This is a genomic window from Flavihumibacter sp. CACIAM 22H1, assembly GCF_001601815.1.
GTDB lineage: Bacteria > Bacteroidota > Bacteroidia > Chitinophagales > Chitinophagaceae > Flavihumibacter.
In genome coordinates, this window is the sequence record NZ_LUKG01000068.1 from 1 (window position 1) to 13231 (window position 13231).

The window sequence follows — 13231 nt, forward strand, 5'->3', positions numbered from 1 at the left end:
GACTTATTTATTGGAAAATTGAACGGTAAAGGTAGCCCCGTTGGGCTGATTATCAGTTATCTGGATAGTGCCGTGATGATCGGTGACAATTTTCTTGCAGAGGTACAGGCCCAGGCCGGTACCCTGTGTTTTTCGAACCGCTTCATTTCCGATCCGGTAGAACCGTTTAAATACCTGTGTTTTTTCCCCGTCTGGAATACCTGGTCCCTGGTCCGAAACCGCCAGTTGAACACCAGGTTCCTGCTTTTTGAGCGCAATAAAAAGGGCAGAATTTTTAGGCCCGTATTTCACGGCATTATCAAGCAGGTTATTGATCAGAATCTGGATCAGTAAGGAATCGCCCTGGATATGAATGCCTTGCTCAATAGTTGTTTCCCATTGGCGGTCTGGGAAACGCACCTGGAACTCCTGTACCAGTTTGGTGGTCATGGCGGTTAAGTCAATGGTTTCTTTAAACAGTTGGGAGCCGCCGGCTTCCAGTTGCGGGGGAATAAGAATATTATTGGTAAGGGTATTGAGCCGGTTGGTTTCCTGCAGCGTCATTCGGATCAGCTTTTCCTGCCTGGCTGCATCCAGTTTATGTTTTTGCAGGGTTTCAAGATTTAATTTAGCTACGGCGATGGGTGTTTTTAACTCATGGGTTATTGCCATCATAAAATTCTGCTGCTGCTGGGCTACTTTAAATTGCCGTCGAACAGCCCGGAATACAAACACTGCACCCACCAGTATAATCAGTAAAAATGTAGCGCCTTCGCCCCTGTATTGATGTGTTTTCCGTTCCGCTTCCTGGTTAATTTCCTCAATTTTTTGCAGGTATTTTGGGTCATCTGCCACCAGTTCCATCAACTTATAGTTAGCCATTTGCTGACTTTGCTGCTGTAAGCGGATATACCAGAAAAAAAGAGCAGCAATAATATACAGCAGCAAAAACCAGTATAGTACGGTGGCAATGGCCAGTTTTTGTTTGGGTAAAAAACGAAGTGGCATATTTAGTCAGGCTCTTTTTCGACCCGGATACCCACATTTAAAATATGCTCAAGTGGATCATCTCGCATGATCTGTTCCAGGCTGAATCTATAATTACCTGGTTTTAGCAAAACAGGTGCCTGCGAAATCCGGATCCGGTGTTCATAAATATCATCCATACCTGCGCCCAACCAGCCTTTTTCATTGGTGGCCAGTTGAAGGTCCAATGCCTGTACCCTTGCTACTGAATCGCCGGGTGCCTTGGTATGAATATTTACCCAGAGATTATTATAGCGGTAGGCATCTGCATGGCGGATGACTACAAAAATATTATACCTGGCGTTGGTATCCTTGATGGCAAAGTCGAAAGCAGGCTTATCGCCAGCCTGCCACCGATGACTTTCCAGTGTAGCGTTTTTTTCAAACACATCAATGGTTTGACAGCTGCTTATTGCCAGCAATACAACCAACAGAACCCCCACCGGGTGAACTCTTTTCATACCCATAAAAATAGCTTATAAGACATTCAATACCTGTTCTTTTGCTTTTTCCAGTTCATCCTTCATCATAACTACGGATTGCTGAATAGTGGAATCGTAGGCTTTTGCCCCGGTTGTATTGATTTCCCGTCCAATCTCCTGCAACAGGAAAGATAGTTTCTTACCGATCTCCGCATCATTATCGCGCAACAGGGTCCTGAAATAATCGCAGTGATTTCTCAGCCTTACCTGCTCTTCGCTGATATCGATCTTCTCAATATAAAAGATGATTTCCTGTTCCAGCCTGTTTTTATCGTATTGTTCCGGCCCCACATTTTCTTCCAGCAGTTTTACCAGTCCTTCCCGGATCTTCACTTTTCTGCGGGGTTCCAGTTCGGCAATTAGCTGTTCTTGTTTTTCGATATTGCCAATGCGGTTAATGAGGTCGGCTTCCAGCACTTTTCCTTCTTCGAGGCGGTGCTGGTTCAGATCATCCGCGGCTGCATCCAGGATCTTTTTAAAGTCGAGCCATTCTTCTTCCGTAAGTGTATCAGAAGTAGGCGTAATTACTTCGGGCAGTTTCAGAATATTACCCAGGATATGTGCATCATCCAACCCCAGCTCTTTGGATAATTCGGCAATTGGCTGGAAATATGCTTTTGCCAGGGATATATTTATACTAACCGGTTTAGCGGAGCCGGTTTGTTTTAAACTGATGGTACAATCAATGGTTCCTCTTTGCAATTTTTCGGAAAGCCGCTTCCTGATTTCGAATTCAAAGGGTTTTAAAAAAGCCGGCATTTTAAGCGAACAGTCAAACTGTTTACCGTTTAGTGATTTAATATCTACCAAAAAAGTTTTGTCTCCGACATTCTGTTCGGCTCTACCAAATCCGGTCATTGATTTCAGCATGTAGATCGATTTTATGGGGCAAGGTAAGGAATCTATTGACTATGGTTGTGTAAATAAAAGGGCTTGTATTTCCTTTTTTGTGTAGGACCTGAGTTCTCCGGAAGTCCAGCCATCTGCACTCAACTGCCCGATCCGGTAACGTACCAGCCGAAGGGTAGGAAACCCTACCTTGGCGGTCATCCGCCGTACCTGTCGGTTTTTCCCTTCTGTCAGCGTTAGCGCTATCCAGCTGGTGGGTACATTTTTCCTGAAACGTATAGGCGGAAAACGTGCCGGCAGCGCGGGTTCCTCTTTTACTAAGGTTGCTTTTGCCGGACGGGTCCTGTAGGCAACACCATTCAGCATTATGTCTACGCCGGTCTCTAATGCGTGTAAGGCAGTATCCGTAATTGCACCTTCTACCTGAACCAGGTACGTGCGTGTATGTGCCCGGGAAGGATGCAATAAGGCCGCATTCATAGCTTTATCATTGGTGAGAAATAATAAACCTTCGCTGTCATAATCCAATCGGCCAACCGGGTACACATCAACCGGCAGATCACAACAATCCTTAAGCGTGCGCTTCTCTCCTTCCCTGCTGAATTGGGACAACACTTCAAATGGTTTGTACAAAATAAAGTAGTGCAACATGGGCATAAAAAAAAGCCCGGGAGTAAACCGAGCTTTATATTATGATGGGTTAGTAAGTAGGGAACACAAATTCCCTACACAATATTAAAAATAATTTTCTCTATTGAAAAAAATATTTATAGAAATTTTATTCACATTTTATTTTGAGCTGTGGAAAAGGCGGATTGACATCAATCCGATTCAATGCAATTACCTTTGAGCAAATTTTTCCATTATGCAGTTTCCTTCTCCTGTTGCCATTATCTGGATTGCTGAATTAATAAACGCGAAACTTATTGGTAACACCAATGGCATGGCAACAGGTATCAATGAGATACACCGTGTTGAAACGGGTGATCTTGTTTTTGTTGACCATCCCAAGTATTATAATAAATGTATTCAGTCGCAGGCAAGCTTTATCATCATCAATACCGATACTATTCCTGCTCCGGAAGGCAAAGCATTATTGGTAGTGGAAAATCCCTTTGATGCCTACACCCGGATTGTTGCGCATTTTCGTCCCTTTCAGCCAGCCAGCCAGGCTATTGCAGCTTCTGCCCGGATAGGTGAAGACAGCTATATTGCACCCAATGTTTTTATTGGGGATCATGTTGTAATCGGAAAGCGTTGCCGGATTTATCCGAATGTAACCATCCTGGATCACTGTATTATTGGTGACGATGTAACTATTCAGGCGGGCACGGTCATTGGATCAGATGCATTTTATTACAACACCAAAAAAGATCGGGAGGTATGGTATAAAAAAATGCCCAGTTGCGGCAGGGTTATCATTGAAGATGAAGTAGAGATTGGAGCTGGCTGCACAATTGACCGCGGCGTAAGCCACGATACCCGTATCGGAAAAGGTTCCAAGCTCGATAATATGATCCATATCGGGCACGATACCGTCATTGGAAAGAATTGCCTGTTTGCTGCACAGGTTGGTATTGCCGGTGCTACCACTATTGAAGATGGGGTGGTTCTGTGGGGACAAGTAGGTGTAAGCAAAACCCTAACTATCGGAGCCAATACGGTAGTGTTGGCACAATCCGGGGTTGGAGGCGATCTGGCAGGTGGTAAAATTTATTTCGGCTCACCGGCCGAGGATGCCGCCATAAAAAAACGGGAACTCGTTTGGATAAAACGGATTCCCGAACTATGGAAAAAATTAAACTCCTGATTTCTTATTCACGCTGCGGACTGTAATCATAAGGCAGGGCTTCTGCCAATCGTTCGTAACTCCAGTAACCGGTGTTGATCAGGTCTGCCTGTTCCCACCAATAACCGTTTTCCTCAATTACAAAATCATTCAAAATATCCAATACGGTTAACTGAACCCGGATATGCGGAGGCAATTTATAGAACCTGACAAATGCAGGATCCGGCATTTCACGGTGGTATTTTATCCGAAACTTCCCGGGTAGTTGAATTTCCACGATCCCACTGTCGGAATAATAGAAACTGGTATCGTAATAATTGGGTAAGCGCGCCGATTCAAATTCACGGGCATCCTGGTTGCTTACCTGCTCCAGTACAAACCCTTCTTCTTCGATGGTTTTTGAATGCCAGCTTCGCATAAAATGAAGCTTACTTCCTTTATAGGATTTGTTCCGGTTCAATGCCCATTTTGCTTCTTCCTCCGGCGTACCGTTGAGGGTTTCAAAAAAAGGATAGCCTGAATACGTAGCTACTTTAGTGGCATATTCAAAACTCAGTGAATCTAACTGGTAGCGGATTTTATAACCCAATGCTTTATTAACGATCCGAAGCTCTTCTTTTGCCAGCACTTTAAGCCGGTTTCTTTTTTTGCTGTAAAAAAAGCGCAGGGCATCCGGATTTTCCAGTTCGCATTGCTGGGCGTTGGCGGTTGTTCCTAAAAATTGCTCTTTGAAAAAATTACCGTATTTATTCCAGCCGTCCGGCACCTCATTGCTACCTGCCACAACCACCCCCTCCATACTCTTGTCTTTTGGCAATAACTGGAACAGGAGCGGTTCTACATTGGAAGCATTGATCCTCATTTCTCCCGATTGAAACCCGGTATAGGAAACCACCAGGTCATAGCCACCTTTCGGAAGCGACAGTGAAAACTCCCCCTCATTATTTGTGATTACCCCAAAGGTGGTATTCTGACAAAACACCGAAGCACCTTTTAATGGAGACTGGCTGGCAGAATCCAGTACCTTACCGGTTATCTGGAATCTTTCCTGGGCCTGTACCCATCCTGCCTGGAAAAGCGTGCTGAAAACTAAAAAGAGAAGAAATTTTCGCATACGGTATCAATTCTGGTATGTTGAAACGTGAAAATGTAACTAATGGTATAAAGGTTCTGCAAAAAAGAGGCCATTTATACAGAATAATGGGCTAAATACTGTTTGCAGCTTTCCAGTACAGCCTGCTCCAGCGGAGTATAGTGAAACTCCGGTAAAACGCCGAGTAGTTTCCGGTTATCAAAATATGTTTTGCTCTGTGCAATCTTCGCAGTTTCGCGGCTTAATAAGGGTTGTTTTCCCGAAAAAGCGGCTTTAATTTTTTCTAATCGCCAGGCCAGCTCGCTTAGCAAAGGGCCCGCTTCGCGCTGCGGTGCTTTTTTGTTGAATCCGTCGGCAATGGTGGTTAATAGTTTGCGAAAACTCCAGTTTTCTGCACTTATGATAAACCGTTCCATGGTAACGGAGTGTTCCAGTAGTGCAACAATAGCGCGGGCCGCATCTTGCACATGCACAAAGCCATTTACACCGGTGGTATACCAGGGAAACTCCTCGTAGCTATTTTTGAAGAGTGCGCAACTGCTGTTATGCCAGTTTCCGAAACCAAGAATGGTGCTGGGGTTAACGATCACACCTTCCAATCCTTCTGCCATACCTCGCCAAACTTCCATTTCAGCCTTGTGTTTGGAGTAGGCATAATGCGTATTCAGCCGGCTATCGGTCCATTTTTTTTCTTCCGTAACTTCTTCTCCATTGGCGGTTCGGCCCAATGCCGCAACAGAACTGACATGAACAAGGCGGCGAACACCCAGTTCAATGGAAAAATTTACAAGGTTGGCCGTACCCTGGATATTAGTGGCATACATCCGGCTTCGATCTCTTTTATGAAAGGATACAATTGCCGCAGCATGAATAACCAATTCAATATCAGTCAATGCATCTTCCAGCAAACCAAGGTCCAGCACATCTCCTTCTACCCATTCTACCTGTTCAAGAATTGCTTGTTCTATGAAAAAAGGCAGGGCAGCGGTTTTTCGTTTAAGTGCCCGTACCGCATATCCTTTTTGGATAAGTTCCTTTACAATATAAGCGCCTAAAAAACCGGTAGCCCCGGTTACCAGAACGGTTGTTTTTGTTGGTGAGGCTTCAGACAAGATCATGATGAATACGTGTAGTAGCCGACCCCTGTTTTCCGGCCTAATTTTCCTTCTTTCACTTTTTGTTCCTGTATTATTGAGGGGCGTAATCGTTCGGGCCTGCCAAGCTGTTCATAGACACTGCAACTCACTGCAAAATTCACATCGTTTCCGATCAGATCCATCAACCGGAAAGGCCCCATTTTAAAACCAGCCCCTTCCATTAACCGATCAATCAGTTCCATAGAAAAACCTGCTTCGGCCAATCGTAAAGCTTCAATATAAAAGGGACGGGCTACCCGGTTAACGATAAACCCGGGCGCATCTTTGCAGATGACCGCGGTTTTACCCATATCGGTAGCAAGGGCTGTTACAGCCTGCACTACTTCCGCACGGGTATAGGATGTTTTCACCACTTCTACCAGTTTCATATGCGTAGCCGGGTTAAAAAAATGCATTCCTACCACTTGTTCAGGAAATGGATGATCGGCGGCAATGGCTTCCACTGAAAGAGAAGACGTATTGGTAGCGTAAATAGCAGCGCTTCCGTTTAATTCTGCCAGGTCACGAAATAACCGGGTTTTTACATCCAGTTTTTCCGCCACCGCTTCCAGTAGAAAAGAACCTTTACAGGCTGCGGAATGAGTGGTGAACTGGAGTAATTCTTTTATTGACAGCAAAGCTGCAGATGTGATTTTCTGCTTTTCAACCAGGCTATCAAGTCGCTGGTATATCTGTTGCCTGGCCCCTTCAATAGCTTTTTCAGAGAGATCAAACAATATAACCGGGAAACCGTGTTGTGCAGCGGCCTGCGCAATTCCGGCACCCATAGTGCCGGCTCCACATACTACCAGGGAACGGTTTTTCATGTACACTGTTTTATAAACTGGCAGTGAACTGCCGGAGGAAACGGATATCATTTACACTGAAATGACGAAGGTCATTGATCTGGTATTTCAGCATCGTTATACGTTCGATTCCCATACCAAATGCAAAGCCTGTATATTTATTGGAATCAATTCCACAGTTTTCCAGCACCTGCGGGTGCACCATGCCGCATCCCAGTATTTCCACCCAGCCGGTTTGTTTACAAACATTGCAGCCCTTACCATGACAAATCAGGCAGCTGATATCCATTTCTGCACTTGGTTCGGTGAAAGGGAAATAAGAAGGGCGAAAACGGATCTTAACGTCGCGGCCGAATAGTTCCTGCACAAAGAAATAAAGTGTTTGTTTAAGATCGGCAAAAGAAACGTGCTCATCTATATACAAACCTTCGATCTGGTGAAAAAAACAATGTGCGCGCGCCGAAATGGTTTCGTTCCGGTACACCCTGCCCGGGTTTACGATCCGGATTGGGAGTTTGCCTTTTTCCATTTCACGGATCTGCACATTACTGGTATGTGTACGCAATAACCAGTCAGGGTTCTGGCTCAGGTAAAATGTATCCTGCATATCGCGCGCGGGATGATTTTCCGGGAGGTTAAGTGCCGAGAAATTATGCCAGTCGTCTTCGATTTCGGGACCTTCCGCTACGGAAAAACCAAGTCTTCTGAAAATGCTTACTATTTCATTCCGAACCAGGCTGATCGGGTGGCGAGAACCTACGGGCATAGGATCTCCCGGTAAGCTGAAATCAATTCCGGCAGGGGCTTGTTCGGCCTGGGTTTCCAATTGCTGTTTCCAGTTCTCGTACTTTTCTTCGGCAAACTGTTTGAAGGAATTTAATACGGCACCAAATTCTTTTTTTTGTTCGCCGGGGATATTCTTCATCTCACCAAAAAGTGTTTTCACAATACCTTTGGTGCTTAAAAATTTAATCCGGTATTCTTCGAGAGAAGCAGGGCCATTCATGACAAGGGCATTGATCTCATCCTTATACGCTTCGATTTGCTTCAAGATAATTTCCATACCTGCAAAGATAAGAAGCCGGGTCCATAACCGCACAGTTGTAACAGATCCTCAGTCAATAAGGAAGAGGCGGATATAAATCCAAACAAATGGTGTTGCCAGTAAAAGCGAATCAAACCGGTCAAGGAAACCACCATGCCCGGGCATAATCTGCCCGCTGTCCTTAACGCCGGCCAGTCTTTTGAGTTTACTCTCCAACAAATCGCCAAAAGTGCCTGCCACTGCTGCAATGGTTGAAATGGCCAGGGCATGGTAAAGGGGTTGGCCGATAAAATAGGCCCATGCCGTAATGGCACCAACGGCCAGTACAATTCCACCAATGGTACCTTCCCATGTTTTCTTGGGTGAAATGGCACTCAATGGTGTTCGGCCGATCATGGAACCAACCAGGTAGGCCATGGTATCATTGATCCAGATAGTAAAAATGATAGCAAGGGGGGCTATCCAGCCAATTTCTGGCAGGGTTCTGAGATCCATAAGCAAGCCCCAACTAAGCGAAATATAAAGTATTCCCAGAAAGGAATAGCGGATGGAAATAAGTTCAATAGTGCGTGAAAAAAGCAGTTCGGTAATAGGTAAGATGAATAAAAAAAGCAAGCCCATCCACCAACCTATTGCGTGCAGGGAAAGGCTTCCCCACTCAAACTGATCGCCGGTAAAATAAAGCAGGAAACACCAACCGGCCAGTTGAACGCCCCATTTGTGAAAGCCGGTGATCTGTGCGTAGCGGGGTTCAAATTTGGCTACCAATTGCTGGTATTCAAACCAGCAGCCGAAATGGATACAACTGAGCAGGAGAAAAAAAGTATACTGGTTCCAGCATAACCCAATCAGCATCACCGCTACAAAGATCAGTGCCGTGAAAGCCCGTGTCCAGAATGTTTTCCAATTAAAGGCCATACCAAAATATTCGGTTATCTAATCAGCTTGAGATCGTTGCGAAGGAAGAATTAAATCATCATCCGTATCATACAGTTCGCCAAAATGGGTATGTGTAATACGGTTCATATACCAGAGAATTCCGATAATTGCCAACACACTTAATATTACATAGAGTGGCTGAATAACCGGTTCCTTATCAATATAGGACTGATCTCGGTAAACCATAATCACCTGTACAGCATTGTTTACAAAATGCCCGATAATGGCCGGCCATATACTTCCGCTGTACCAATATATGGCACCCAGCAAGATACCTAGTAGCAATCTTGGAAAAAATCCAAAAAACTGCCCATGAAAAGCGGAGAATAAAATGCCGGTAATTATGATACCAACCCAGGGGCGGCGCGTGATTTGAATAAACAGCCGCTGAAGTACCGCTCTGAAAAACAGCTCCTCACAAACAGCCGGAATCAAGGCCACTAATAAGAGCATCAGCAGCAGGTCAGCCATATCTTTCATCTGCAGAAATGCCTTCATTGTTTTAACCGCCTTGTCTTCTGCTATCCGCATGGAATCTTCCAGTGCTTTCATCGAAGCAGGCAGGTGCATTTCCTGGTTTACCTGATTAAGCCAGGAGGCGGCGGGGAAAGCCAGTACCATTATAGCGATACCCAACCACCAGAAGGAAGCGGGCTGTGGAGATTTGTGCCCGAGAAAAGCAAGTGGCCTACGATCACTCAGGTAAGCAAAAACCGCAGCAGGCACCAGGAAAATTGATATACTCAGGATGGCCTGCAGCCATTTCATAGCAGCCACTACACCAGGTTTATCAAAGTTTAGCTGCTGCATATCCGGCAATGAAACCCCGAATGCCTGTGCAATTCCATAAAATGCTACCAGTCCGAGCGATATATAGAACCCAAACGTGAGGCTGCCAAAAATAATCAGCTGCAACCAGGCGGGTTTGTACTTCAAATAAGTGTTCATACTACAACTGCAAGATGCGATATTTTGAGGAGAACTGGCTATTTAAGGCGTAACTTTGCCCTTTTGAATGGCTGTATGGTAAAAATTGGACAAATTGAGCTGCCTGAGTTCCCGCTCTTACTGGCACCTATGGAGGACGTGAGCGATCCGCCCTTCCGGGCCGTTTGCAAACGGAATGGTGCAGACCTGATGTATACGGAATTTATAAGCAGCGAAGGCTTGATCAGGGATGCTATTAAAAGCCGGCAGAAACTTGATATCTATGATACGGAACGACCTGTAGGTATCCAGATTTTTGGGGGAGACGAAGAGGCGATGGCCATGAGTGCCCGAATTGTTGATGCGGTACAACCCGATTTACTGGATATCAATTTTGGCTGTCCGGTTAAAAAAGTGGTTACCAAGGGAGCGGGTGCCGCAGTATTAAAAGATATCGATCTAATGGTTCGTTTAACGGCTGCCTGTGTGCGCTCTACTCAATTACCAGTGACCGTTAAAACAAGGCTGGGCTGGGATTTTGACTCCATTAATATTGGCGAAGTGGCTGAACGGTTGCAGGATACGGGTATAAAAGCGTTGGCCATACACGGACGTACCAGAAGCCAGTTGTATAAAGGAGAAGCAGATTGGTCGCATATTGCCCGCGTTAAAGAAAATCCGCGGATTCATATTCCTATTTTTGGCAACGGTGATATTGATTCGCCCGAAAAAGCCCTGGATTATAAAAACAGGTTTGGGGTTGATGGTATTATGATTGGCAGGGCAGCCATTGGCTATCCCTGGATCTTTAATGAAATCAAGCATTTTTTTGCCACCGGCCAGCACCTGGCGCCGCCGTCTATTCAGCAACGGGTAGAAGTGATCCGGCAGCACCTGCATAAATCAGTAGAATGGAAGGGGCTGATGCCTGGCATCAATGAAATGCGCCGTCATTATAACAATTACCTGAAAGGATTACCAAATATCAAAGAATACCGGCTACAATTGGTAACCCTTAAAACAGTGGAAGAAATAGATGCTGTTTTAGACGAAATTAACCAGGTCTATGATGGATTTGTTTTTGAACGCCGGGAGGTTGAAATGAATAACCTGCGTTATAACTGTGGTTAATGGGCCGGCTGTTGAACTGCTTCCAATACCTGCTGATCCAGGGGAGATATACCGGGAGCAAAATAACGAAGCAGCACGCCTTCTTCACTGATCAGGTATTTGGAAAAATTCCACTCCGGTGCCTGCGCGCACCAGCCATTTTCTTCGGGCTTCGATAACCATTGAAATACGGGATGCTGCTCTTTACCCGCCACCACCTGAGATTTTTTTGCCAGTGGAAATGTTACACCAAAATTAAGCTGACAGAATTGGGCAATTTCCGCATCGCTGCCTTTTTCCTGCTCTTTAAAATCATTGGCAGGAAATGCAATAATCCCGAGTTTGTCGGGAAACATTTCATAAAGTGTTTGCAAATCCTGGTACTGGGCTGTATATCCGCAATTAGACGCTGTATTTACGAGCAGCAGCTTTTTGCCTTTCCATTCCTCCAGAGAAATTTCTTTTCCCGTATTGAGTTGAACAATGCGTTTATAGATAGACGTTAGTGGCTGTTGTTGCATGGCATTTGTTTGCATGGTGGATTTTGTTCCAAATAATTTCCCCAGTTTAAGGAGAAGAGGATATAGTTTTTTTAGAAATTTTTGTCGCCCTGTCATTGCTTCAGTTGGCTGATTCATCAGATGACTTTTTTATACATGCCTAATTTTCCTTTCATAGGAGGGTATTTTAATGCCGGATCAAACCAGGTGGGTGTTTTCATAACTGCTTTAAAATGGGTAAACCGGTCAAAACTGAATTTCCCGTGAGCCGATCCGATACCGCTGTCTCCGCGGCCACCAAAAGGAAGAGAAGGATTCGTAAACTGCCAGGCGGCATTATTAATACAACCGGTTCCTGCAGGAACTGACCTGATCCATGCTTCTTCTTTTGATTTACTCGAAGTAAACACATAAAAGGCCAAAGGGTTCGGATGGAGGCGGATTATTTCAAGGGCTTCCTGCATGGTATGAAAACTGAATACCGGTAAAATAGGTCCAAATATCTCTTCCTGCATCAATGCGGTATCTGTAGTGAGCGGTGCTACCAGGGTGGGTTCAATATACAGATCTGCTTCGCTGGTCGTAGCTCCGTGCAGAATCGGCACCGCGTCGAGGTAGGCTTTCAGGCGATGAAACTGGGCAGTGTTAATGATCCTGCAGTATTCGGCAGATGCCTGCGGGTTATCGCCATAAAACCGGCGAATGTTTTTTTTAAGCGCCTTTACCAATTTGTCTTTTATGCTGGCATGTACGAGGAGGTAATCAGGTGCAATACAGATTTGTCCTGCATTGGAAAATTTTCCGAGGGTAATGCGGCGGGCGGCCACTTCAACCGAAGCGTCCTCCTCCACAATACAGGGACTTTTACCGCCAAGTTCCAGTGTTACCGGAACCAGGCGGGCAGCGGCCATTTCATAAATCTTTTTTCCTACCCTTGTACCACCGGTGAAAAAAACATGGTCGAACCGGAACTGCTGCATCAGCTCAGGAACCAGGGTGGCGCCGTCTCCAGACACAAAAAGAACTTCCTGTTGCGTACAGGATTCGCGGATTATTTTTTCGATAATTTGTACGGTAGCGGGGGCATGTTCACTTGGTTTAATAACTACTGTATTACCAGCGGCCAACGCCCCGATCATCGGCGCCATTACTAACATGAACGGATAATTCCAGGGGCCAATTACCAATACCACTCCCAGGGGTTCCGGATAAATATAACTGGCGGATGGCAGGTTAACCAGGTTGGTTGGAACAGGCTTTGGCCGCATCCATTTTTTTAGGTGCTGAATGGCATGGTCGATTTCGGAAATCGTCATACCAATTTCTGTAACCCAGGATTCCTCTTTGCATTTGTGCAGGTCTTTCTGTAGGGCGGCATAAATGTCTTCCTCGTTACGAAGTATAGAGGCACGTACCTGCCGAAGCAGCTGAACCCGTTCTTTATAACCGGCTAATACGCCGTTTTCAAACTGCTTCCTCAGCGTTTGAAGGGCATTGATTGTTATTTCGGTGGACATATAATCAAATTACAACAATCACTTCGAAAAAGA

The 13231-nt window shown here is 45.3% G+C and carries 14 protein-coding genes; 2 read left to right on the forward strand and 12 right to left on the reverse strand.

Annotated elements, in window-relative coordinates; translation table 11 throughout:
• Window positions 1–3: 3 nt before the first annotated feature.
• Genes A1D16_RS16190 through A1D16_RS16205 form a run of 4 tightly spaced genes read right to left on the reverse strand, consistent with a single transcriptional unit; the run spans window position 4 to window position 2987 of the window.
• Window positions 4–987: an ATP-binding protein gene (locus tag A1D16_RS16190; protein WP_290711384.1), complete on the reverse strand. Its 984-nt coding sequence runs from the start codon at window positions 985–987 to the stop codon at window positions 4–6.
• Window positions 988–989: 2 nt separating this feature from the next.
• Window positions 990–1466, reverse strand: coding sequence for a gliding motility lipoprotein GldH (locus A1D16_RS16195; RefSeq protein WP_290711386.1), 477 nt, complete (start codon window positions 1464–1466; stop codon window positions 990–992).
• Between the two features lie 15 nt (window positions 1467–1481).
• A complete protein-coding gene (locus A1D16_RS16200; RefSeq protein WP_290711388.1) occupies window positions 1482–2357 on the reverse strand; it encodes a YicC/YloC family endoribonuclease in 876 nt (291 codons plus the stop codon).
• 39 nt (window positions 2358–2396) lie between these two features.
• Entirely contained in the window at window positions 2397–2987 is a 591-nt protein-coding gene (locus tag A1D16_RS16205) for a pseudouridine synthase (RefSeq protein WP_290711390.1), read from the reverse strand.
• A 214-nt stretch (window positions 2988–3201) separates the two neighbouring features.
• Here A1D16_RS16205 and A1D16_RS16210 point away from each other — a divergent pair, with 214 nt between their 5' ends.
• Complete coding sequence (locus A1D16_RS16210; protein WP_290711392.1) at window positions 3202–4146, forward strand: UDP-3-O-(3-hydroxymyristoyl)glucosamine N-acyltransferase; 945 nt, start codon at window positions 3202–3204, stop codon at window positions 4144–4146.
• A gap of 4 nt (window positions 4147–4150) precedes the next feature.
• On the opposite strand, the gene A1D16_RS16215 is transcribed toward A1D16_RS16210, so the two are convergent.
• From A1D16_RS16215 to A1D16_RS16240, 6 genes are all read right to left on the reverse strand, one after another.
• Complete coding sequence (locus tag A1D16_RS16215; protein ID WP_290711394.1) at window positions 4151–5239, reverse strand: carboxypeptidase-like regulatory domain-containing protein; 1089 nt, start codon at window positions 5237–5239, stop codon at window positions 4151–4153.
• Between the two features lie 74 nt (window positions 5240–5313).
• Complete coding sequence (locus A1D16_RS16220; RefSeq protein WP_290711396.1) at window positions 5314–6336, reverse strand: NAD-dependent epimerase/dehydratase family protein; 1023 nt, start codon at window positions 6334–6336, stop codon at window positions 5314–5316.
• Window positions 6333–7181, reverse strand: a complete 849-nt coding sequence (locus tag A1D16_RS16225; protein WP_290711398.1) for a 3-hydroxyacyl-CoA dehydrogenase NAD-binding domain-containing protein — start codon at window positions 7179–7181, stop codon at window positions 6333–6335. The genes A1D16_RS16220 and A1D16_RS16225 overlap by 4 nt, the downstream gene beginning before the upstream one ends.
• A 10-nt stretch (window positions 7182–7191) precedes the next feature.
• Window positions 7192–8223: a phenylalanine--tRNA ligase subunit alpha gene (gene pheS / locus A1D16_RS16230; protein ID WP_290711400.1), complete on the reverse strand. Its 1032-nt coding sequence runs from the start codon at window positions 8221–8223 to the stop codon at window positions 7192–7194.
• Between the two features lie 51 nt (window positions 8224–8274).
• Window positions 8275–9123, reverse strand: a complete 849-nt coding sequence (locus A1D16_RS16235; protein WP_290711402.1) for a phosphatidate cytidylyltransferase — start codon at window positions 9121–9123, stop codon at window positions 8275–8277.
• A gap of 18 nt (window positions 9124–9141) precedes the next feature.
• Window positions 9142–10092: a CPBP family intramembrane glutamic endopeptidase gene (locus A1D16_RS16240; protein ID WP_290711404.1), complete on the reverse strand. Its 951-nt coding sequence runs from the start codon at window positions 10090–10092 to the stop codon at window positions 9142–9144.
• A 75-nt stretch (window positions 10093–10167) separates the two neighbouring features.
• On the opposite strand from A1D16_RS16240, the gene dusB reads away from it, so the two are divergent.
• A complete protein-coding gene (gene dusB / locus A1D16_RS16245; RefSeq protein WP_290711446.1) occupies window positions 10168–11202 on the forward strand; it encodes a tRNA dihydrouridine synthase DusB in 1035 nt (344 codons plus the stop codon).
• Here dusB and A1D16_RS16250 read toward each other — a convergent pair.
• Window positions 11199–11819 (reverse strand): glutathione peroxidase, encoded by a 621-nt coding sequence (locus tag A1D16_RS16250; RefSeq protein ID WP_290711406.1) that lies wholly within the window; start codon window positions 11817–11819, stop codon window positions 11199–11201. The genes dusB and A1D16_RS16250 overlap by 4 nt on opposite strands.
• On the reverse strand, window positions 11819–13198 hold the full coding sequence (locus A1D16_RS16255) for an aldehyde dehydrogenase family protein (protein WP_290711408.1): 1380 nt from the start codon (window positions 13196–13198) through the stop codon (window positions 11819–11821). The genes A1D16_RS16250 and A1D16_RS16255 overlap by 1 nt, the downstream gene beginning before the upstream one ends.
• Between the last annotated feature and the right edge of the window lie 33 nt (window positions 13199–13231).